We start from the raw sequence: 20535 nt of genomic DNA on the forward strand, positions 1-20535 counted from the left end.
CTCCCACATTTAAGCGCACTCCGATTCTTGCTCTGTATTGGCCTTGAATACCATGAATACACCCGCCAAAAACCGCCTGGCCAACCCCGGCTGGTTCCTTGTCAGCCCCTCGGTAGCCTTGCTGCTGCTGTGGATGATCGTGCCGCTGGGCATGACCCTGTACTTTTCGCTGATCCGCTACAACTTGCTCTACCCCGGCGAAAACCAATTCGTCGGGCTGGAAAACTTCACCTATTTCATCACCGACTCGGGCTTCCTGCCCGGCGCCACCAATACCTTGTTGCTGGTGGGCAGTGTGCTGCTGATCAGCGTGGTGTTCGGCGTGCTGATCAGCGCTCTGCTCGAAGCCAGTGAGTTCTTCGGTCGCGGCCTGGTGCGGGTGCTGCTGATTTCGCCGTTCTTCATCATGCCCACCGTCGGTGCGCTGATCTGGAAGAACCTGATTTTCCACCCGGTGTCCGGAATCCTGGCCGCCGTGTGGAAGTTCTTCGGCGCAGAACCCGTGGACTGGCTGGCGCACTACCCGTTGCTGTCGATCATCATCATCGTGTCGTGGCAGTGGCTGCCCTTCGCGATCCTGCTGCTGATGACCGCCATGCAGTCCCTCGACCAGGAACAAAAGGAAGCCGCGCGCCTGGACGGTGCCGGCGCCATCGCAATCTTCTGGCACCTGACCCTGCCGCACCTGGCCCGCCCGATTGCCGTGGTGGTGATGATCGAGACGATCTTTTTGCTCTCGGTATTTGCCGAGATCTTCACCACCACCAACGGTGGCCCCGGCTACGCCTCGACCAACCTCGCCTACCTGATCTACAACCAGGCGCTGGTGCAGTTCGACGTGGGCATGGCCTCGGCCGGCGGCTTGATTGCCGTGGTCATCGCCAATATCGCGGCGATCATCCTGGTGCGGATGATCGGCAAAAACCTGACTGACAAGCCTTGAGGGCCGCGCCATGACGCTTCAACAATCCCGCCGCCTGCAAAGCCTGTTGCTCGGCACGTTGGCCTGGGCCATCGCGATCCTGATCTTCTTCCCGATCTTCTGGATGGTGCTGACCAGCTTCAAGACCGAAATCGATGCGTTCGCCACGCCGCCGCAGTTCATCTTCACGCCGACGCTGGAGAACTACCTGCACATCAACGAGCGCAGCAATTACTTCAGCTATGCGTGGAACTCGGTGCTGATTTCCTTCAGCGCAACGGCACTGTGCCTACTGATTTCGGTGCCGGCCGCCTACTCCATGGCCTTCTACGAAACCCAACGCACCAAAGGCACGCTGCTGTGGATGCTGTCCACCAAGATGCTGCCGCCAGTGGGCGTGCTGATGCCGATCTACCTGTTGGCCAAGAGCTTTGGCCTGCTGGACACGCGCATTGCGCTGATCATCATCTACACCCTGATCAACCTGCCGATCGTGGTGTGGATGGTTTACACCTACTTCAAGGACATCCCCAAGGACATCCTCGAAGCCGCGCGCCTGGATGGCGCCACCCTCTGGCAGGAAATGGTCCGCGTGCTGCTGCCGATTGCCAAGGGCGGCCTGGCCTCCACCGTGTTGCTGTCGCTGATCCTGTGCTGGAACGAGGCGTTCTGGTCGCTGAACCTGACCTCGTCCGCCGCTGCGCCGTTGACCGCATTGATCGCCTCCTACTCCAGCCCCGAAGGCTTGTTCTGGGCCAAATTGTCCGCCGTGTCGACCCTGGCCTGCGCGCCGATCCTGATCTTTGGCTGGATCAGCCAGAAACAGTTGGTGCGCGGTTTGTCCTTTGGCGCCGTCAAATAATAATTCCTAGCGGAGGCCCATCATGGCCAACCTGAAAATCAAGAATCTGCAAAAAGGTTTCGAAGGCTTTTCCATCATCAAGGGCATCGACCTGGAAGTGAACGATAAGGAATTCGTGGTGTTTGTCGGCCCGTCGGGCTGCGGTAAATCCACGTTGCTGCGCCTGATCGCCGGCCTGGAAGAAGTCAGCGAAGGCACTATCGAACTGGACGGTCGCGACATCACCGAAGTGACCCCGGCCAAGCGTGACCTGGCGATGGTGTTCCAGACCTACGCGCTGTACCCACACATGAGCGTACGCAAGAACATGTCGTTCGCCCTGGACCTGGCCGGTGTCGACAAGAAGCTGGTGGAGAGCAAGGTCAGCGAAGCGGCGCGCATCCTGGAGCTGGGCCCATTGCTGGAGCGCAAGCCCAAGCAGCTGTCTGGCGGCCAGCGCCAGCGTGTGGCCATCGGCCGTGCGATTGTGCGCAACCCGAAGATCTTCCTGTTCGACGAACCGCTGTCCAACCTCGACGCCGCGTTGCGCGTGCAGATGCGCCTGGAACTGGCACGCCTGCATAAAGAGCTGCAAGCGACCATGATCTACGTGACCCACGACCAGGTGGAGGCGATGACCCTGGCCGACAAGGTCGTGGTGTTGAACAGTGGCCGTATCGAGCAAGTCGGCTCGCCGTTGGAGCTGTACCACCAGCCGGCCAACCTGTTCGTGGCGGGTTTCCTCGGCACGCCGAAGATGGGTTTCCTCAAGGGCAACGTCACCCGTGTTGAAAGTCAAAGCTGCGAAGTGCAGTTGGATGCAGGCACGCTGATCAGCCTGCCACTGAGCGGCGCCACCTTGAGCGTCGGCAGTGCCGTGACCCTGGGCATTCGTCCGGAGCACCTGGAAATCGCCGCGCCCGGCCAAACCACTCTCACCGTCACCGCCGACGTCGGCGAGCGCCTGGGCAGCGACACCTTCTGCCACGTCAACACCGCCAACGGCGAGCCGCTGACCATGCGGATCCGTGGCGACATGGCCAGCCAGTACGGCGAGACGCTGCACCTGCACCTGGACCCGGCGCACTGCCATCTGTTCGACACCGACGGTGTTGCCGTGGCCCGCCCACTGCGCGCTGCCGCCTGATTTCGCGAGACTTTGCTGATGAAACTGAATAAACAAAACCTCACCCAGTTGGCGCCGCACGTGAAACTGCCCGCCTACGCGATTGCCAGCACCACGCAAGGCATCGCCCATATCGGCGTCGGCGGTTTCCATCGCGCGCATCAGGCCTATTACACCGACGCGCTGATGAACACCGGCGTTGGCCTGGACTGGAGCATTTGCGGTGTCGGCCTGCGTGCCGAAGACCGCAAGGCCCGCGACGACCTGGCCGGCCAAGACTACCTGTTCACCCTGTATGAGCTGGGCGATACCGACGACACCGAAGTGCGTGTGATCGGCTCGATCAGTGACATGCTGCTGGCCGAAGACGGCGCCCAGGCGCTGATCGACAAACTGGCCGACCCGGCGATCCGTATCGTCTCGCTGACCATCACCGAAGGCGGCTACTGCATCGACGACAGCAACGGTGAGTTCATGGCTCACCTGCCGCAGATCCAGCATGATCTGGCACACCCGAGCGCACCCAAGACCGTGTTTGGCTTTATCTGCGCCGCCCTGACCCAACGCCGCGCCGCCGGCACCCCGGCATTTACCGTGATGTCCTGCGATAACCTGCCGCACAACGGCGACGTGACGCGTAAAGCCCTGTTGGCGTTTGCCGCGTTGCACAACGCCGAGCTGCACGATTGGATCAAGGCCAATGTGAGCTTTCCGAATGCGATGGTCGACCGCATCACACCGATGACCAGCACCGCGCATCGCCTGCAGTTGCATGATGACCACGGCATCGACGATGCCTGGCCAGTGGTGTGCGAACCCTTCGTTCAGTGGGTGCTGGAGGACAAGTTCGTCAACGGTCGCCCGGCCTGGGAACAGGTCGGTGTGCAGTTCACCGATGACGTCACGCCCTATGAAGAAATGAAGATCGGCCTGCTCAACGGCAGCCACCTGGCGCTGACCTACCTGGGGTTTCTCAAGGGTTATCGGTTTGTGCACGAGACCATGAACGACCCGGTGTTTGTCGCCTACATGCGCGCCTACATGGACCTGGACGTCACGCCGAACCTGGCGCCGGTGCCGGGCATCGATCTGACGGACTACAAGCAGACGCTGGTGGACCGCTTCTCCAACCAGGCGATTGCCGACCAGTTGGAACGCGTGTGTTCGGATGGCTCGTCGAAGTTTCCCAAGTTCACCGTGCCGACCATCAACCGCCTGATTGCCGATGGGCGCGAGACTGAGCGCGCGGCGTTGGTCGTGGCAGCGTGGGCGTTGTATTTGAAGGGCGTGGACGAGAATGGAGTGAGCTACACCCTCCCGGATCCGCGTGCAGCGTTTTGCCAGGGGCTGGTGAGTGATGATGCGTTGATCAGCCAACGTTTGCTGGGGGTGGAAGAGATTTTTGGCAAGGCTATTCCCAATTCGCCCGAGTTTGTGGCAGCGTTCGAGCGGTGCTACAGGAGCCTGCAGGAAGTGGGTGTCAGCAGGACCCTGGAACGGTTACTCGCCAACATCCATTGAAGGCCCTTCCCATGTCCCAGCAAAACCTGTTTCTCGGCATCGACTGCGGCACCCAAGGCACCAAGGCCATCGTCCTCGACGCCACGAGCGGCAAGGTGCTGGGCCTGGGCGCAGCGGCACACACATTGATCAGCGGTGCCAATGGCCGCCGCGAGCAGCACACCCAGGAGTGGGTGGACGCCTTTACCGAAGCCACCCACCGCGCCCTGCAACAGGCCGGCGTGGACGGCCAGGACATCCTCGGCATCGGCGTGTCCGGCCAGCAACATGGTTTGGTGCTGCTGGATGACCAGGGCCAGGTACTGCGCCCGGCCAAACTGTGGTGCGACACCGAGACCACGCCCGAGAACGACCGACTCTTGCAGCACCTGGGTGGCGAAAGCGGCTCCCTGGAACGCCTCGGCGTGGCCATTGCACCGGGCTACACCGTGTCCAAGCTGCTGTGGACGCGCGAACAGCACCCGGACATCTTTGCGCGCATCGCGCATATCCTGCTGCCCCACGACTACCTCAACTACTGGCTCACCGGCCGCGCCGTCGCGGAATACGGCGATGCGTCGGGCACCGGCTACTTCAACGTGCGCAGCCGTGAGTGGGATGTGGCGCTGCTCAGGCACATCGACCCGAGCGGTCGTCTAGAAAAGGCCCTGCCGCAGCTGATTGAGGCCGATCAGAGCGTCGGCACCGTTCTTCCGGCGATTGCCGAACGGCTGGGCATCAACCCCAACGCCATCGTCTCCAGCGGTGGCGGCGACAACATGATGGGCGCCCTCGGCACCGGCAACATTGCCCCCGGCGTGATCACCATGAGCCTGGGCTCGTCGGGGACTGTGTACGCGTTTGCCGACCAGCCCAACGTCAGCCCACAGGCCTCGGTCGCCACCTTCTGTTCGTCCAGCGGCGGCTGGTTGCCGCTGATCTGCACCATGAACCTGACCAACGCCACCGGGGTGATCCGCGAGTTGTTCGACCTCGACCTGGCCGCATTCAACGCCCTGGTCGAACAAGCGCCGATTGGCGCGGACGGCGTGAGCATGTTGCCGTTCCTCAACGGCGAACGTGTGCCCGCCCTGCCCCACGCCACCGGCAGCCTGCACGGCTTGACCATGACCAACCTGACCCGCGCCAACCTGTGCCGCGCGGTGGTCGAAGGCACCACCTTCGGCCTGCGCTACGGCCTCGACCTGCTGCGCCAGACCGGCCTGCAAAGCCAGAGCATCCGCTTGATCGGCGGCGGTTCGAAAAGCCCGGTCTGGCGGCAGATGGTCGCCGATATCATGAACACCGAAGTGGTCTGCACCGAACAAAGTGAAGCCGCCGCCCTGGGCGCGGCGATCCAGGCGGCGTGGAGCCAGTCCGGCGAGTCGCTGGCCAGCCTGTGCGACAAATGTGTGAGCGTCGACCCGGCCAGCCGTACGCTGCCGGTGGCGGCCAGCGTCAGCGCGTATCAACACGCCTACGAGCGCTATCAACAGCTCGTGGCAACCCTTTAAGAGCGAACGACTATGTATCTGGTGTGTGGTGAAGCGCTGTTTGATTTTTTCAGCGAGGAAGATGCCAGCGGGCAGGCATCGAAGGTCAATTACAAGGCAATTGCCGGCGGTTCGCCGTTCAACGTCGCGGTCGGCTTGCGCCGCCTGGGTGTCGAGGCGGGCTTGTTCGGTGGGCTTTCCACCGATTTCCTCGGCCGCCGCTTGTTACAGGTGCTCAAGGATGAAGGCGTCAGCGAGCAGTTCCTGGTGGAATTCGCCGCGCCGACCACCTTGTCGATGGTCGCCGTGGGCGCCAATGGCACACCGCAGTACAACTTTCGCGGTGAAGGCTGCGCCGACCGACTGCTGGAAGTCGCTCATCTGCCCGAGCTGAGCGATGATATCCGTGGCCTGCACATCGGGTCGTTCTCCCTGGTGGTGCAACCCATCGGCGACACCTTGCTGAGCCTGGTCAAGCGTGAAAGCGGCAAGCGCCTGATCAGCCTCGACCCCAACGTGCGGCTCAACCCGCAGCCGGATATCCAGCTGTGGCGCGACCGTGTGGCGGAACTGGTCAAGCATGCCGACCTGATCAAGGTCAGCGACGAAGACCTGCACCTGCTCTACCCCGAGCAGTCGCCCGAAAGCGTGCTGCAGGGCTGGCTGCAACACCGTTGCCAATTGGTATTCCTCACCCGTGGCGGCGACGGCGCCAGTGTATTCAGCCGCCAGCATGGCCACTGGTCTGCGCCGGCGGTCAAGGTGGTGATGGCCGATACAGTGGGGGCTGGCGACACCTTCCAGGCGGCGTTGATTGCCTGGTTGACCGAACAGCAGTTGGACTCAGTGGACGGCCTGCAACAACTCACCCGTGCACAGATCGACACCATGCTCGGCTTCGCCATCCGCGCCGCCGCACTGACCTGCACCAAGACCGGCCCCGACCTGCCCTATCGCCGGCAGCTTGGATGAAGGTTTTGTCAGCCAGCTAAAAATTAATCGATGGTTAATCCCGCACGCCGACAGTGAAGTTGTACCCACTTGTTGCGGAGAACCACCATGAAACTGCGCACTCTCGTACTCGGCAGCGCCTTGGCGCTGGCCGCAGTATCAGGTCTGGCCCAGGCCGACGACCAAGGCACCGCTGTCAAACCCGTGCCTTACCAATACGGCATGCCGATGAACATCGACAAGGTCCTGGCCATGAACGAAACGCCCACCGATGAATGCAAAGTCATCAAGGCGGATATCAAGTTCCTGGATAAGGCGGGCAAGGTTGAGGACGTGAGCTATCGGAAAATGTCGGAAGCCTGCGACTTCCAGAACTGAGCCGTAAGCCGTCAGACAATACAGCGGGAATCAACCCCATAAACATGTAGGACTTTTCTCAAAAACCCCAATTTAATCAATGGTTAAGCTTGGGAGACAACAGTGGCTTCGACCGCACCTCCATGGCCATCGGCTGAAGGTACGGCCGCCGATTCATCACGCTGATGAACCGGACCACTGACGGAGAAACCTCATGAAAATGCGCAACGTATTCCTGCTCGGCTGCACCCTCGCCCTCACCACCGTATCGGCCATGGCCCAGGCTGAATCCAAAGCTGTGCCCTATCGGTACGGCATGCCCATGGACATCCAGAAAGTGATTGCCATGACCGAACCGGATACCCGTGAATGCAAGGTCATCAAGGCCGAGATCAAGTTTTTGGACAAGGCCGGTGAAGTGCAGCACGTGAGCTACAAGAAGTTATCCGAGGCCTGTTTGTTCCAGAACTGAACATGATGTTGATTAAGGGCGGCGTAACGCGTCAGCACGCGGTATCCTTTTGCACCTGTTAACCGTGCCGAAAGGATTCGCCATGCCGCTGCGCTTTCATACGCTCGCCCTCTTTACCGCCGTGCTCTGTTTTGCCCTGGCGCTGATATGGGGCCTGCGCCCCGAATGGATGCTATGGCTGTGGAGCGTTGAATATTCAAATGCCACGGGCCTGGTGGCTCGGCGTAACGCCACCCTGTTCCTGGCTATCGGCGTGATGTTCTACCGCGCACGCCACGCACCACCCTGCGACACACGACGCGCCATGACCGGCGGTTTTACCATTGGCTGTTGGGTGCTGGCGGTACTGGGGTTCAGTGAGTGGATAAACGGCAATGCCGGACCCGGCATCCTGCTGGCAGTGGCAACGGAAACCGTATTGGGCCTGGCGTTTATCCAGGCCCACAGGTCTTCGGTCATCCAACCCCAGGCATCTACCTAGTAGTAGCCGCGCCCTCCCACTCTTTGCAGGGCGGGTGCATGGCTGTGCTTGAGGTCTTCACGCAACCCGGTGATCAGGTTGCAAATGGCTCGACTGCTGTCGAGTTTGTCCGCGTTGATCCCTTTGACTTCCAAATCCACCCGGTCACGGTCGCGGTCGTCGTAGACCTTGATCGTCAGCGAAGCATCTTCGGCTTTGGTGCATTCGCACCGTTTGGGCAGGAAACTTCCTTCAATAATGCTGCGAAGTTCTAATTCCGAAAGCATGGTCAACCTCTCCTTTCTTGAGACTGCCAACAGACTTTTATGTGTCCGACGAGCGCTCACTCGTCGCGCCTTGCCGACCCTGGAAGACGCTTACAACACCCAAGCCTACTCGGCAAAATCAGCCTTCGTTGTAACTTTTCCTCATAAGCCGCGCGCCGGGTTATATATGTAAATTGGCCGTGTTTAAATCGTCGTCGAACCGCTGCGATTAAACGTTTAACTGTAGGCCTCAACGGCAACGGCGCCTTGCGCAGCCACCCTTTCAGCAACATGTCGCAAACTATCGAAGTTGATGTTCGCCCCGGAATTGATCGCCACCAGGGTCTTCCCGCGCAGTTGATGGCGGGCGACATACTTGCGCACTCCCGCCACCGCCAAGGCACCGGAAGGTTCGGTGATCGAGCGGGTATCGTCGTAGATCAGCTTGATCGCGCTGCACAGTTCATCGTTGCTGACAGTAATAACGTCATCCACCCAGTCCCGGCAGATCTCAAACCCGTAGGCACCGACTTGCGCCACCGCCGTGCCGTCGGCAAACCCGTCCACGCTGGGCAGCACCACGCGTTCACCCGCCCGCAGCGCCGCCAGCAGACAACTGGAGCCCTCAGGTTCGACGCCGATGATGCGCACCTCGGGCCGCAGGTATTTAACGTAAGCGGCGATCCCGGCGATCAGGCCACCGCCGCCCACCGGCACGAAGATCGCGTCCAAGGGCCCTTGTTGCTGGCGCAGGATTTCCATGGCCACGGTGCCTTGTCCGGCGATCACCTCCGGATCGTCGAAGGGCGAGACAAAGGTGCAACCTGAGGTTTCGGCCAGTTGCAGTGCGTGGGCCAGGGCAAAGGGGAAGCTCTCGCCGTGCAGGACCGCTTCAGCACCACGGGAGCGTACGCCGAGTACCTTCAACTCTGGCGTGGTGCTGGGCATGACGATCCGCGCCTGGATCCCCAACTCCCTGGCTGCCAGCGCCACGCCTTGGGCATGGTTGCCGGCCGATGCGGTGACCACGCCGCGCGCCTTTTGCTCGTCGCTCAACTGCACCAGTTTGTTGTAGGCGCCACGGATCTTGAACGAGAACGTCGGCTGCAGGTCTTCACGCTTGAGCAACACCTGGTTACCCAGCAATGCCGACAGCGCCGGTGCCGCCTGCAACGGCGTGCGCACCGCCAGGTCATAGACCGGCGCGGCGAGGATCTTCTTCACATAGTGTTCAAGCAAGCCTGTGTCAGCGGTAGGGGGACAGGTGCTCATGGGTATCTCCTGGCTTCTTGTTCGGGGCCCGGGAGACGGAAAAACAAAACCCGCCTCTAGGGCGGGTTTGGGTACAGCCGTGCGCTATCCCGCCAAATGAGGAATGGCGGTAATAATGCTTGGCTGGCTGCGAAAGGCTTGAAAGGTCATGTCACGAAATTAACCGCCTATGACGGGACTCGTCAACAAAAGGTTTACTCAAAGCATACGAAACGTATACGCTTTGTATATCAACCCCGCACAGTGAACCCCATGGGCATCGTCAAGATCACCGACCAACTGCACGAACAACTGCGCCTGGCCAGCGCCGCGATGGATCGTTCCATCAACGCCCAGGCCGAGTTCTGGATCAAGATCGGCCTGCTCGCCGAGCTCAACCCCCACCTGCCCTACAACGAGCTGATCAACAAGCTGTTGCTGGACAAGCCCGATCTGATCCGGGGGCGCAGTTGATGATCAAGACTGCCGCCCAACTGGCCGTGATGCGTGAAGCCGGGCGCCTGCTGGCCCAGGTGTTCACGATGCTCGACGGCTTTGTCGCCGCCGGCCGTTCCACCCTGGAGCTGGACGCCGCCGTCGAAGCCTTCATCCGCAACGACCTCAAGGCCCGCCCCGCAAGCCTGGGCCAGTATGACTACCCTTTCTCCATCAACACTTCGATCAACGAGGTGGTGTGCCATGGCATGCCCAGCGCCAAGGACATCCTCAAGGACGGCGACATCATCAACATCGACATCACCCTGGAAAAAGGTGGTTTTATTGCCGACTCCAGCAAGATGTACATGATCGGCAGCGTCGCGCCCAAGGCTCAGCGCCTGGTCGAGAAAACCTTCGAAGCGATGTGGGCCGGCATCCGCCAGGTCAAGCCCGGCGCACGCCTGGGTGATATCGGCCACGCGATCCAGAGCCACGCGCAAGCCAACGGCTACAGCGTAGTCCGCGAATACTGCGGCCACGGCATCGGCCGGCAGATGCATGAAGAGCCGCAAATCCTGCACTTCGGCCGCCCCGGCACCGGCTTGGAACTGCGCGAAGGCATGGTGTTTACCGTGGAGCCGATGCTCAACCAGGGCAGCTCGAAAGTGCGCAGCCTGAAGGATGGCTGGACGGTGGTAACCAAGGACAACAGCCTGTCGGCACAGTGGGAACATACCGTGGCGGTGACGGCGGATGGGTTTGAAGTGCTGACCCTACAACCTTCCTACAGGGTTTAAACGACATTGGCGCCGCCCGCTATCCGCTTCAGCCCCACTACCATCAAAGCAGCCCCCAGCCCCATCGCCGCCAGAAACAATGGGTACGACACCCACCACGGCGTCCCCGCCGTCATCATGCTGAACTCCGACATGCCGCCGATGCTCGCAATCAGGTTGAGCGGCAGGAACACCACGTTGATCAAGGTGAGCTTGCGCAACAGGTTGTTCATGCTGTTGTTCATCAGGTTGCCGCGGGCGTCGATCAGCCCGGAAAACACGTTGGAATAGATCTCCGCCTGTTTGTAGCACTGGTGGTTCTCGATGATCAGGTCGTCGATCAGCGCCAATATCTCCGAACTGAAATGCTCCTTTTCCGCGTGGTTGCGCAGCCGTGACAGCACCGCGCCGTTGCTGTGCAGCGCGTTGATGTAATAGATCAGGCTTTCGCTGAGGCTGAACATCTGCATCAGGTGGTGGTTGCTCATCGACGCATTGAACTGCTGCTGCAATTCCCGCGCGACCAACTTGATCACCTTGAGGTGGCCCAGGTAGTGATGGATGTTATTGAGCAGCAAGTCGAGCAACACATCCAGCGGCGTGTGCAGCGGGCGGCGTTTGCCGAGGCCGGTCAGCGGGGTTTCGTCGGTGGCGATCACCAGCAGGCGGCCCGGTGAAAACAGCAGGCCGCAGGACGACACCTCGAACACCAGGTTGCCGCCACCGGAGTAGTTTTCCGGGCGTTTCCAGATCAGGAACAGATTGTCCGGGTGAAACTCGATGCGCGAGACTTCGTCGGGGTCCAGCGCAGAGGCCAGGGCGTGTTCGTCCAGCTTATGGTGGTCGCGCAGCCACTCGCGCTCGGCCAGGTCAGGGTTGTTGAACAACTGGATCGGGGCATCGTCACGCTCCCCGCTGTGCAGCTTGCCATCGATCAGTTCGAAACGCTGGATCATCGCCGGGTCACCAGACCTGACCCTGACGCTTCAACTCCAGGCGCCTCACGAACTCCTCCAGCACCAAACCGTACAAGTCGTCCTGCAAGTAGGCATCTTCGATACCCGCGTCCAGGTTGGGGTTGTCGTTGACTTCGATCACCACCACCTTGTCGCCGGACTGCTTGAGGTCGACGCCGTAGAGGCCATCGCCAATCAGGTTGGCGGTCTTCACGGCCAGCTCCACCACCGCCTTGGGCGCTTCATGAACCGCCAGCGTGCGGCATTCACCGTTGATGGCCTGGCCGATGGCCTTGTGGTTGTAGATCTGCCAATGCCCTTTGGACATAAAGTACTGGCAGGCAAAGATCGGCTTGCGGTTGAGCACGCCGATGCGCCAGTCGTACTCGGTGTAGAAAAACTCCTGGGCCAGCAACAGCACCGAATGTTCGAACAACTCGGCAGTGGCCTTGAGCAAGGCTTCCTGGCTTTCGACCTTGATCACGCCACGGGAAAAACACCCGTCGGGGATCTTCAGCACCAGCGGGAACCCCAGGCGCTCGCCGACCCGTTCAAAGTCTTCCGGTCGTTCCTTGTACAGAATCTCCGTGGCGGGCATGCCCAGTTGGTGACTGTTGAGCAGGTCGGTGAGGTAGACCTTGTTGGTGCAGCGCAGGATCGACGCCGGGTCATCCATCACCACCAGGCCTTCGCTTTCGGCTTTCTTGGCGAAGCGGTAGGTGTGGTTGTCGACGCTGGTGGTCTCGCGGATCAGCAAGGCGTCGTATTCGGCCAGGCGTGAATAATCCTTGCGTTCGATCAACTCCACATCGATGCCCAGGCCCTTGCCGACGCGGATGAAATTATCCAGGGCCTTGCCGTTGGACGGCGGCAATTGCTCTTGAGGGTCGTGCAAGATGGCCAGGTCATAACGGGCCAGGCGACGTGAGCGCGGCTGGCGCCAGATCTTGCGGCTGAAGTTGTCCAGGGCGTGGGCGAATTGATCTTCCTGATCGTCGCGTAACTTGTGCAATACGCCGGATTTAACGCCTTCTATATGCCAACCGTTATTCTTCTTGAACTCCACTAACAGGATCGGACACGGAAAGGCCTCAAACAACTGACGGGCCAAATCCTGCAACGGCTCTATATTGGTCCGGCCAAAATAAAGTGTCAGGGTAAAGCCTTCGGTATTGCTGTAAAGGTGATGACTCAAGGCTTTATCGAGGGTTTTATCCAGGTCGTCCAGGGCCAGGCCGTACAACGACTTCTTCGTCAGTTCGCTGATGGTACGCACCGACGGGATCACCTTGTGCCCACGGGCTTCAGCCAGCAGCGAGCAGTAGTAACCGTGCCCCAGGTACTTGTAGCTGCGGCACAGGTTGATCACCTGTACGCGCTTGCCAGTCTCGTTTTCGCGGGTCTGCTCCAGGTATTCCTGGGCAGTGACGATGTCTTCGCTGGGGAAGTAGGAGGCCCAGTCTTCCTTGCGCTCGACAATGATCACGACTTGACTGTTGCCTTTTGGGGGTGCGGAAAAATAACCTTTATTGGTTATTGTCGCCGCGAGAGTTTGCTCGGATACTTCACGCCAATGACCTTGTACCGCCGACATAATATTTGATCCGCTTTAGAGAACTCGACCTTTTCTATTAAGCACGATCTTTTAGAGAAGTCCCGTTTCGTTACGCAACTTTTACGGCGGTCATATGGCTCTTTGCTTTCGCGTTGCAACGCTCTTGGATGTGCCTGAATTACTGGCCTTGGAACAGCACTGCTTCACCACCGACAGGCTGTCACGGCGCAGTTTCCAGTGGATGATAAGCCGCGCCCACGGCGAGTTGCGGGTGGCGGAAAATGACGGGCAACTGCTCGGTTACGCGCTGGTGCTGTTTCGCCGTGGCACTTCGTTGGCGCGTCTGTATTCCATCGCCATTGCCGAACCTGCGCGTGGCATGGGGTTGGGTAGACAGTTGCTGAGCCGCGTTGAAGCTAGCGCCGTGGCACAGGGTTGCAATCGCCTACGCCTGGAAGTGCGCACCGACAACCCCGGTGCTCTCAGCCTCTATGAGCGCAACCGTTATCGGCGCTTTGCCCTGATCGACGCCTATTACGAAGACCACACCGCAGCACTGCGCCTGGAAAAAAAACTGCTCACGCCACCTGTTTGATCCCCGCCTTGGCTTCCAACTCTCGCACCAGCGGCAACACACGTTTGCCGAAGTACTCGACTTCTTCCTGAAAATGCAGAAAGCCCGCCAGCACCAAGTCCACCCCCACTGCCTTGAGCGCGACGATGCGCTCGGCAATCTGCTGGGGCGTACCGATCAGGTTGGTCTTGAAGCCATCGTTGTACTGCACCAAGTCTTCAAAGCTCGACTTGGCCCAGTTGCCCTCGCCTTCCGGTGACGCCTTGCCCGCTTGCCTGGCCGCATCACCAAAGGCGTTCACCGCCTCCGGATCGGCCTTGTCAATGATCTCTGCCAGCACGGCGCGGGCTTCTTCCTCGGTGTCGCGGGCGATCACAAAGGCGTTGACGCCGACTTTGACCGAATGGTTGTTTGCCGCCGCCTTGGCGCGGATGTCATCGACCTGGGCCTTGATGCCTTCCGGGGTGTTGCCGTTGGTGAAATACCAGTCCGACACCCGCGCTGCCATATCCCGCGCGGCCCGCGAGCTACCGCCCTGGAACACCTCCGGCTGGCCCAATGGCTTGGGCTTGAGGGTGTAGTTGTTGAAGCGGTAAAAGTCACCCTTGAAGGTGAAATCGTCCTGGGTCCAGATGCCTTTGAGGGCCCGGATAAACTCTTCGGAACGGCGATAACGTTCGTCGTGCTCCAGCCAGTGTTCGCCGATGGCCTGGAATTCGCCCTTGAACCAACCGCTGACGATATTCACCGCGATACGTCCGTTGGTGAGCTGGTCGATCGTCGCCAGTTGCTTGGCCGCCAACGCCGGTTGCCAGGGCCCTGGCAGGATCGCGGCGATCACCTTGAGCGTGGTGGTCGCGGCCAGCAGCGCATGGCTGAACGCCACGGACTCATGCTGGTTTTCCGCACCGTAGCCGGCGGTGAAGCGGATCTGGGTGAGGCCGTATTCGAAGCCGGCGGCTTCCGCCAGTTGCGCCAGTTTGCGGTTGTAGTCGATGCCCCAGTGGGTGCGTTGTTCGATCTTGCTGACCACCAACCCACCGCTGACGTTGGGCACCCAGTAGGCAAATTTCACGGCTTGCTGGCTCATCTCGCGTTACCTCGCACAAAAGGGATGTACTGAGGGCTTGAGCAGCAAGCGTGCCAGGCCGTGGAAACGCACGGGCCATGGGCGTTGCACGCAATACCGTAGGTCGGCGTCGATGTCGCAGAGCGTGCGGGTTTGTCGATCCACTGTTGCCAGGGCAACAGTAGCTGAACGCTTTAGCCCCTGAATACGGGCGCAGATACCCGGCACGGAGTGTGCAATCCCCCTTGGATTGATCACTGCCCAGGAACCTTGCCCATGACCGAACAACACGTCATCAATCCCCTGTCCACCGGTGTCGACTACCCGACCCTGGCTGCGCGCTTTCGACCGATCTTCCAGCGCATCGCCGACGGTGCCGTAGAGCGCGAACAGTCCCGCACCCTGCCCCATGAACCGATCCAGTGGCTCAAGGAAGCCGGTTTTGGCGCAGTACGCGTGCCGGTGGAACATGGCGGCGGCGGTGCTTCCCTGCCGCAATTGTTCGAACTGCTGATCGAGCTGGCCGAAGCCGACTCCAACGTGCCCCAGGCCCTGCGTGGGCACTTCGCGTTTGCCGAAGACCGCCTGAACGCGCCGCCCAGTGCTGGCCGGGATCTGTGGTTCAAGCGGTTCGTGGACGGCGATATCGTCGGCTGCGCCTGGACCGAGATTGGCAATGTGGCCATTGGTAATGTGGTCACCCAAGTCAGCCCTGACGGCGACCGCTGGAAGCTCAACGGAGAGAAGTTCTACAGCACAGGCAGCATCTTCGCCGATTGGATCGACGTGTATGCCCAACGCAGTGACACCGGTGGCGATGTGATCGCCGCCACCCGCGCCCGCCAGCCAGGGGTGGTGCACAGTGATGATTGGGACGGCTTTGGCCAGCGCACCACCGGCAGCGGCACGTCGCGCTTTACCGATGCGGTGGTGGATACGGAAAACGTCATCGACTTTGCCAGCCGGTTTAAATACCAGACGGCGTTCTACCAGTTGGTGTTGCTCGCCAGTTTGGCGGGGATTGGGCGTGCGGCCTTGCGCGATTTGGCGCATCAGGTACGCAGCCGTAAGCGTATCTACAGTCATGGTAATGCGGCGCATGTGAGCCAGGATGCGCAGATTCTGCAGGTGGTGGGGGAAGTGGCTGCGCTGGTGTATGCCGCTGAGGCGAGTGCGTTGAAGGCGACGCTGCCGGCGCAACGGGCGTATGTGGCGCGGTTTGGGGGGGATGATGCGGTGGAGCGCGAGGCCAATGTGGCGGCCGAGATTGAGTCGGCTACGGCGCAGGTGGTGGTGTCGGGGTTGATTCAGCGGGCTACCAGTGAGTTGTTTAATGCGCTGGGGGCGTCGGATGTGCGGCAGGGGAAGGCGCTGGATCGGCATTGGCGGAATGCGCGGACGGTGTCGTCGCATAATCCGGTGATTTATAAGGCGCGGATTGTGGGGGATTGGGTGGTTAATGGGGGGGAGCCGCCGTTTGTTTGGCAGATTGGGAATGGGCGGGGTTGAGTTGGGGGGTTGATTGGGGGCATATCCGTTATTTAGGGGATGGCTGATGTTGGTTCCGCCCTTACGGCGGCTCACTTTTGGAAAAGAGCCCGGAATGCCGGCCCAGCCAAAAGTAACCAAAAGGGCTCTTGCCCCAACACTCGGTACCTCGCCTAGGCTCGGTATGCCCGTAATCCGACAGTGATTTGGGGGGCCGCCGGGTTAGCCGCGCTGGGCCAAGGATGGCCCATCGCGGCGGCCCACGGATTCAAGCCTTCGTTCGGGCACACCGAGCCTAAGCGAGGTGCCGAGTGTTGGGGCGAAGCGTTTTTGGTGGGCCTGTCTCCCAGCAGCGGACGCCAAGAAGCTGGTTATCCAGTCTTCTGCCTCAAGCTCTTTGCATATTCGTTCGGAGAACGATATCCCAGAGCTGAGTGCAGTCGACTGCTGTTGTAAAACCCATGCACATAGCTGGCGATTGATAGCTGTGCCTGTTTTTTGGTGGGGTAGACCCCGAAAGCCTCCTCTCTTTTCAGCGTAGCGAAAAAGCTCTCGGCCACTGCATTGTCCCAGCAATTTCCCTTTCGACTCATGCTCTGGGTGAAGTCCTTCTTGGCCAGCGTCAGACGGAACTTACTGCTTGCATACTGACGGCCCTGATCGGAGTGAAATACTGCTCCGCTAGTGCCAGAACAGGCGCTCCAGGCATTCAGAAACGCACTTTCGACCAAGTCATCTGGCATGCGGTCTGACAAGCTGTAGCCCAAGATCTGGCGGGTCTGGATGCTCAACACTACGGCCAGATACAGCCAACCCTCTCTGGTTGGGAGATAGGTGATATCACTGACCCAAGTCGGGGTGGGGTTATTGATGGAGAACTGCCGCGCCACCACATTGCTCGCGACAGGCAAGTAATGGTGGCTGTCAGTGGTGCAGGGCCTGAAACCGCGTTTGGACTTGCCGTGTATACGCTCCTCCTGCATCAACCGGCTGACTCGTTTGTGGCCCACTGCATACGATTTCTGGCGTAAGGCTGCGACCAACCGTGGCCGACCGTAGGTGTGTCGACTGGCCGCATAGACGCTGCGCAACTCAATGCGAATCTGAGCGTCAGGATCAGTGCGAGGCTGCCTGAGCGCGCAATCGTAGAAACCTGAAGTCGAGACTTCCATCACCCGGCACAACACCCGTACCGGGTATTGAGTCCGTTCAGCAGCGACGAAGGCGTATCTCACCTGGACTCTCTGGCGAAGAATACCGCCGCCTTTTTTAGGATTTCACGCTCCATTTTCAGTTCGGCAACCTCGGCTCGCAGGCGGGCAAGCTCACTGCCTTCCTTCGTGATGGGCTTGCGCTCGGGCGAACTCAGCGGTTGGCCCTTGCGCGTGGCGTTCACCCAGTTGTCGAGCGTTTTGACGGACATCTCTAGCTGGCGGGCCGCTTCGGTTCTGCCAACGCTTTCAGCTAGCGCAACCGCTTGAGTCTTGAACTCATCGGTATAGTTACGGCGAGTAGATGGGTACATGGCAACCTCCAAGAGAACGATTTAAGTATCGCTTCTTGGCGTCCGTTGTCACGGGACAGGCCCATGGTTACTTTTGGCTGGGCCGCATTCGGACTCTTCCAAAAGTGACCCGCTGTAAGAGCGGGACCATAGGTGGCCGTTACCTAAATAACGGATATGCCTCCACCAACTTAAAACGCCAACTTATAACCAATAGCCATCAACATAACCGCCAAGCAAGGCCGCAAAACCGCATCAGGCAACTTGCCCGTCATATGGCTACCCACATAGATCCCCGGCAACGACCCCATCAACAAAAACCCCAACAAATGCCAATCCATATTCCCCATGCTCGCATGCCCCAACCCCGCCACCAGGGTCAGCGGCACAGCATGCGCAATCTCAGTCCCCACCAACCGCCGCGTCGCCAGAAACGGATACAAAATAAACAACGCCACCGTACCCAAGGCCCCAGCACCGATGGACGTCAGCGCCACCATGGTGCCGAGGATCGCGCCGGTCACCGCGGTCAACACATTCAAATTACGCGGGCTCATGTGATAGCTATCACCCGCATGCCGCTGGGCAAACGCCAACAGGCTCTTCTTGAACAGAATCGCCAAAGCCGTCAACAGCAACACCACCCCAAGCGCCTGCTTGATCACCGCATTCATCACGCTAGGGTCAGTATGCAAACTGGCCAGAAACCACAAGGTCAACAGCACCGCAGGCACGCTGCCCAGGGTCAACCAGCCAGTAATGGTCCAATCGATATTCTTGTTCTTGCTGTGTACCAACACCCCACCCGACTTGGTAATGGCGGCATACAACAGGTCAGTGCCCACGGCGGTAGCCGGATTGATACCAAACCACAACAGGATCGGGGTCATCAAAGAGCCCCCGCCCACACCGGTCATGCCCACGATAAAACCAACGATCAGGCCAGCTACCACAAAACCAAAATTACCCACATCCATTCCAGCTACCTGCGGCCTTATAAATTTCTGGCCGCAGGATAGCGATTTTTCTTATAACGACTTATATCAATATGATCTGACTTTATGCCTTTTAACTCAGTCGATGACAGACATACGCCTGGGTCTGATACGGAAAGGCAACCGTGTCACGCCCCTTCAATGCCGGATGCGTGTCAATCAACACCTGGAGTTGCGCGGTCACGACCGCCTTGGCCGCATCCGGCAGTGCGGCGATAAAGCTCACAGAGAGGAAGCGGTCCATGATCACTTCCTGAGGGCTGCCCACATGACTGTAGGGAAAACAGGTCATTTCAGGCTCGGAAAAATACTCGCCAGTGAAGGCCTCACGCCAACGTCCCGTATGAAAACGCGGCGTGTCGCCCTCGTACGGGGTAATGATGGCGGTGATGGCGGCGACCCAATCCACCGACTCATCCCGCACATTCCACACCAGGCCCAGTCGACCCTCGGGCTTGAGCACGCGATAGATTTCCGCCAGCGCGGCCTCGGTGGAAAACCAGTGAAATGCCTGGGCGCACACCACCGCGTCGGCGCTGGCAGTCGGCAGTGGGATGGATTCAGCCGTGCCATTGACCAGGCGCACATCCGGCAGCAGCTTGGTCAACTGCGCGCCCATCGCCGCCACCGGCTCGACGGCAATCAAGGTCGGCGCCAGGGTGCTGAGCAAGCGGGTGAATTTGCCAGTGCCGGCGCCCAGGTCAATCACACTGGCATGCGCGTCAATGTGCAGTGTGTCGGCGAGCCAGCCCGTGAGTTGTCTTGGATAGTCCGGCCGGCCTTGGGCGTAGGTGACGGCCTGGGTCGAGAAACCCTGTTGAGCAGACGTGTGAACACCAGTCATTGCCAATCTCTCCTCGGGTAAAGCGGGGGCACAGTGTGCGCCCTCTCACTTTTATTTTCTAATCGCTGCATCCAATCGCGCAGGCCCTGGGTAGTCCTTTCAGAACCCCCGCTGTTTGACTGAAATGGAGACGTACCCATGAACGCTAAAACACTGTTCTGCCTCACTGCCCTGCTCGCCGCCACTCCCGCAGCTTTCGCCCAGACCGGCTTGCCGGACAGTATCAAGGTGCCGGACGGCCATAAGGTGGCGATGGAAACCACCGGCGTCGGCGAAATCACCTACGAATGCCGCGACAAGGCCAACGCCGCCGGCCAGACCGAGTGGACCTTCGTCGGGCCCAAGGCGGTGTTGAATGACCGCAGCGGCAAGCAAGTCGGCACCTACTTCGGCCCACCCGCCACCTGGCAGGCCAAAGACGGTTCGAAAGTCACCGGCACCCAGTTGGCCGTGGCCCCCTCGGGCGCGGGCAACCTGCCGTATCAACTGGTCAAGGCCAACCCCGCTGAAGGCAAGGGCGCAATGAGCGGCGTGAGCTACATCCAGCGTGTGGCCCTCAAGGGTGGTGTAGCGCCGAGCAGCGAGTGCACGGCGGCCAACAAAGGCAAGCAGGAAGTGGTGAAGTACCAGGCGGATTACATCTTCTGGGCGGCCAACTGAGTAAAGTCGGCTACGCTGCCCCCCATGCCGATCATTG

22 protein-coding genes and 1 pseudogene are annotated in these 20535 nt (G+C 60.0%); 14 read left to right on the top strand and 9 right to left on the bottom strand.

Annotation, left to right across the window (positions count from 1 at the left end; all coding sequences use genetic code 11):
- Positions 1-52 precede the first annotated feature (52 nt).
- The 9 genes from H096_RS22255 to H096_RS22295 all read left to right on the top strand — a co-directional run bounded on the left by H096_RS22255 (position 53) and on the right by H096_RS22295 (position 8143).
- A complete protein-coding gene (locus H096_RS22255; protein ID WP_032864136.1) occupies positions 53-943 on the top strand; it encodes a sugar ABC transporter permease in 891 nt (296 codons plus the stop codon).
- A 10-nt stretch (positions 944-953) separates the two neighbouring features.
- Entirely contained in the window at positions 954-1784 is an 831-nt protein-coding gene (locus H096_RS22260) for a carbohydrate ABC transporter permease (protein ID WP_003173672.1), read from the top strand.
- 22 nt (positions 1785-1806) lie between these two features.
- Complete coding sequence (gene ugpC / locus H096_RS22265) at positions 1807-2910, top strand: sn-glycerol-3-phosphate ABC transporter ATP-binding protein UgpC (RefSeq protein ID WP_033901494.1); 1104 nt, start codon at positions 1807-1809, stop codon at positions 2908-2910.
- Positions 2911-2928: 18 nt separating this feature from the next.
- Positions 2929-4410, top strand: coding sequence for a mannitol dehydrogenase family protein (locus tag H096_RS22270; RefSeq protein WP_033901495.1), 1482 nt, complete (start codon positions 2929-2931; stop codon positions 4408-4410).
- An 11-nt stretch (positions 4411-4421) separates the two neighbouring features.
- A complete protein-coding gene (gene xylB / locus H096_RS22275; RefSeq protein ID WP_033901496.1) occupies positions 4422-5903 on the top strand; it encodes a xylulokinase in 1482 nt (493 codons plus the stop codon).
- 12 nt (positions 5904-5915) lie between these two features.
- Complete coding sequence (locus H096_RS22280) at positions 5916-6854, top strand: carbohydrate kinase (RefSeq protein WP_033901497.1); 939 nt, start codon at positions 5916-5918, stop codon at positions 6852-6854.
- Positions 6855-6941: 87 nt separating this feature from the next.
- Positions 6942-7211, top strand: coding sequence for a DUF2790 domain-containing protein (locus tag H096_RS22285; RefSeq protein WP_033901498.1), 270 nt, complete (start codon positions 6942-6944; stop codon positions 7209-7211).
- Between the two features lie 193 nt (positions 7212-7404).
- Positions 7405-7662, top strand: coding sequence for a DUF2790 domain-containing protein (locus H096_RS22290; protein WP_033901499.1), 258 nt, complete (start codon positions 7405-7407; stop codon positions 7660-7662).
- 82 nt (positions 7663-7744) lie between these two features.
- The gene (locus H096_RS22295) at positions 7745-8143 is read left to right on the top strand and encodes a hypothetical protein (RefSeq protein ID WP_033901500.1); all 399 of its coding nucleotides are present in this window, start codon (positions 7745-7747) and stop codon (positions 8141-8143) included.
- On the opposite strand, the gene H096_RS22300 is transcribed toward H096_RS22295, so the two are convergent.
- Positions 8140-8409, bottom strand: a complete 270-nt coding sequence (locus tag H096_RS22300; protein ID WP_033901501.1) for a DUF1652 domain-containing protein — start codon at positions 8407-8409, stop codon at positions 8140-8142. The two genes, H096_RS22295 and H096_RS22300, sit on opposite strands and share 4 nt — an antisense overlap.
- A gap of 216 nt (positions 8410-8625) precedes the next feature.
- Entirely contained in the window at positions 8626-9660 is a 1035-nt protein-coding gene (ilvA, locus tag H096_RS22305; RefSeq protein ID WP_082461756.1) for a threonine ammonia-lyase, biosynthetic, read from the bottom strand.
- Positions 9661-9912: 252 nt separating this feature from the next.
- Between ilvA and H096_RS22310 the strand changes: the two genes are divergently transcribed.
- Positions 9913-10113, top strand: a complete 201-nt coding sequence (locus H096_RS22310) for a ParD-like family protein (protein ID WP_003190946.1) — start codon at positions 9913-9915, stop codon at positions 10111-10113.
- A complete protein-coding gene (gene map, locus H096_RS22315) occupies positions 10113-10874 on the top strand; it encodes a type I methionyl aminopeptidase (RefSeq protein ID WP_033901502.1) in 762 nt (253 codons plus the stop codon). The genes H096_RS22310 and map overlap by 1 nt, the downstream gene beginning before the upstream one ends.
- Here map and H096_RS22320 read toward each other — a convergent pair.
- Together H096_RS22320 and H096_RS22325 are read right to left on the bottom strand one after the other, a co-directional pair.
- Positions 10871-11809 carry a magnesium transporter CorA family protein gene (locus H096_RS22320; protein WP_033901503.1) on the bottom strand — a complete coding sequence of 313 codons (939 nt, stop codon included), beginning with the start codon at positions 11807-11809 and terminating at the stop codon, positions 10871-10873. The genes map and H096_RS22320 overlap by 4 nt on opposite strands.
- A 7-nt stretch (positions 11810-11816) precedes the next feature.
- Positions 11817-13403, bottom strand: a complete 1587-nt coding sequence (locus H096_RS22325) for a RimK family protein (RefSeq protein WP_033901504.1) — start codon at positions 13401-13403, stop codon at positions 11817-11819.
- Between the two features lie 94 nt (positions 13404-13497).
- On the opposite strand from H096_RS22325, the pseudogene H096_RS22330 reads away from it, so the two are divergent.
- Positions 13498-13944 (top strand): annotated as a pseudogene (locus H096_RS22330) (GNAT family N-acetyltransferase); the annotation flags it as partial.
- Here the strand turns inward: H096_RS22330 and sfnG are convergent.
- Complete coding sequence (gene sfnG / locus H096_RS22335) at positions 13943-15028, bottom strand: dimethylsulfone monooxygenase SfnG (RefSeq protein ID WP_033901506.1); 1086 nt, start codon at positions 15026-15028, stop codon at positions 13943-13945. The pseudogene H096_RS22330 and the gene sfnG sit on opposite strands and share 2 nt — an antisense overlap.
- Before the next feature lie 255 nt (positions 15029-15283).
- Here sfnG and H096_RS22340 point away from each other — a divergent pair, with 255 nt between their 5' ends.
- The gene (locus tag H096_RS22340) at positions 15284-16516 is read left to right on the top strand and encodes an acyl-CoA dehydrogenase family protein (RefSeq protein ID WP_033901507.1); all 1233 of its coding nucleotides are present in this window, start codon (positions 15284-15286) and stop codon (positions 16514-16516) included.
- A gap of 350 nt (positions 16517-16866) precedes the next feature.
- Here the strand turns inward: H096_RS22340 and H096_RS22345 are convergent, their stop codons facing one another.
- The 4 genes from H096_RS22345 to H096_RS22360 all read right to left on the bottom strand — a co-directional run bounded on the left by H096_RS22345 (position 16867) and on the right by H096_RS22360 (position 19838).
- Positions 16867-17730, bottom strand: a complete 864-nt coding sequence (locus tag H096_RS22345) for an IS3 family transposase (protein WP_033901508.1) — start codon at positions 17728-17730, stop codon at positions 16867-16869.
- Positions 17727-18020: a transposase gene (locus H096_RS22350; protein ID WP_033901509.1), complete on the bottom strand. Its 294-nt coding sequence runs from the start codon at positions 18018-18020 to the stop codon at positions 17727-17729. The genes H096_RS22345 and H096_RS22350 overlap by 4 nt, the downstream gene beginning before the upstream one ends.
- Positions 18021-18190: 170 nt before the next feature.
- Complete coding sequence (locus H096_RS22355; protein ID WP_033901510.1) at positions 18191-18976, bottom strand: sulfite exporter TauE/SafE family protein; 786 nt, start codon at positions 18974-18976, stop codon at positions 18191-18193.
- 91 nt (positions 18977-19067) lie between these two features.
- Positions 19068-19838: a class I SAM-dependent methyltransferase gene (locus H096_RS22360; protein ID WP_033901511.1), complete on the bottom strand. Its 771-nt coding sequence runs from the start codon at positions 19836-19838 to the stop codon at positions 19068-19070.
- Positions 19839-19976: 138 nt separating this feature from the next.
- Between H096_RS22360 and H096_RS22365 the strand changes: the two genes are divergently transcribed.
- Positions 19977-20498, top strand: a complete 522-nt coding sequence (locus H096_RS22365) for a DUF3455 domain-containing protein (protein ID WP_033901512.1) — start codon at positions 19977-19979, stop codon at positions 20496-20498.
- The last annotated feature ends 37 nt before the right edge of the window (positions 20499-20535 follow it).

Origin of the sequence: Pseudomonas sp. FH1, from assembly GCF_000510895.2 — a bacterium.
GTDB lineage: Bacteria > Pseudomonadota > Gammaproteobacteria > Pseudomonadales > Pseudomonadaceae > Aquipseudomonas > Aquipseudomonas azotoformans_A.

Excerpts from the sequence above, each read along its gene's own strand:
- H096_RS22300 (WP_033901501.1), bottom strand. The coding sequence starts at position 8,409 with ATGCTTTCGGAATTAGAACTTCGCAGCATTATTGAAGGAAGTTTCCTG.
- H096_RS22325 (WP_033901504.1), bottom strand. The coding sequence starts at position 13,403 with ATGTCGGCGGTACAAGGTCATTGGCGTGAAGTATCCGAGCAAACTCTC.
- H096_RS22360 (WP_033901511.1), bottom strand. The coding sequence starts at position 19,838 with ATGACTGGTGTTCACACGTCTGCTCAACAGGGTTTCTCGACCCAGGCC.
- ugpC (WP_033901494.1), top strand. The coding sequence starts at position 1,807 with ATGGCCAACCTGAAAATCAAGAATCTGCAAAAAGGTTTCGAAGGCTTT.
- H096_RS22355 (WP_033901510.1), bottom strand. The coding sequence starts at position 18,976 with ATGGATGTGGGTAATTTTGGTTTTGTGGTAGCTGGCCTGATCGTTGGT.
- H096_RS22310 (WP_003190946.1), top strand. The coding sequence starts at position 9,913 with ATGGGCATCGTCAAGATCACCGACCAACTGCACGAACAACTGCGCCTG.
- H096_RS22280 (WP_033901497.1), top strand. The coding sequence starts at position 5,916 with ATGTATCTGGTGTGTGGTGAAGCGCTGTTTGATTTTTTCAGCGAGGAA.
- xylB (WP_033901496.1), top strand. The coding sequence starts at position 4,422 with ATGTCCCAGCAAAACCTGTTTCTCGGCATCGACTGCGGCACCCAAGGC.
- H096_RS22270 (WP_033901495.1), top strand. The coding sequence starts at position 2,929 with ATGAAACTGAATAAACAAAACCTCACCCAGTTGGCGCCGCACGTGAAA.
- H096_RS22340 (WP_033901507.1), top strand. The coding sequence starts at position 15,284 with ATGACCGAACAACACGTCATCAATCCCCTGTCCACCGGTGTCGACTAC.
- H096_RS22365 (WP_033901512.1), top strand. The coding sequence starts at position 19,977 with ATGAACGCTAAAACACTGTTCTGCCTCACTGCCCTGCTCGCCGCCACT.
- map (WP_033901502.1), top strand. The coding sequence starts at position 10,113 with ATGATCAAGACTGCCGCCCAACTGGCCGTGATGCGTGAAGCCGGGCGC.
- H096_RS22285 (WP_033901498.1), top strand. The coding sequence starts at position 6,942 with ATGAAACTGCGCACTCTCGTACTCGGCAGCGCCTTGGCGCTGGCCGCA.
- H096_RS22350 (WP_033901509.1), bottom strand. The coding sequence starts at position 18,020 with ATGTACCCATCTACTCGCCGTAACTATACCGATGAGTTCAAGACTCAA.
- H096_RS22255 (WP_032864136.1), top strand. The coding sequence starts at position 53 with ATGAATACACCCGCCAAAAACCGCCTGGCCAACCCCGGCTGGTTCCTT.
- sfnG (WP_033901506.1), bottom strand. The coding sequence starts at position 15,028 with ATGAGCCAGCAAGCCGTGAAATTTGCCTACTGGGTGCCCAACGTCAGC.
- H096_RS22320 (WP_033901503.1), bottom strand. The coding sequence starts at position 11,809 with ATGATCCAGCGTTTCGAACTGATCGATGGCAAGCTGCACAGCGGGGAG.
- H096_RS22290 (WP_033901499.1), top strand. The coding sequence starts at position 7,405 with ATGAAAATGCGCAACGTATTCCTGCTCGGCTGCACCCTCGCCCTCACC.
- H096_RS22260 (WP_003173672.1), top strand. The coding sequence starts at position 954 with ATGACGCTTCAACAATCCCGCCGCCTGCAAAGCCTGTTGCTCGGCACG.
- H096_RS22295 (WP_033901500.1), top strand. The coding sequence starts at position 7,745 with ATGCCGCTGCGCTTTCATACGCTCGCCCTCTTTACCGCCGTGCTCTGT.
- ilvA (WP_082461756.1), bottom strand. The coding sequence starts at position 9,660 with ATGAGCACCTGTCCCCCTACCGCTGACACAGGCTTGCTTGAACACTAT.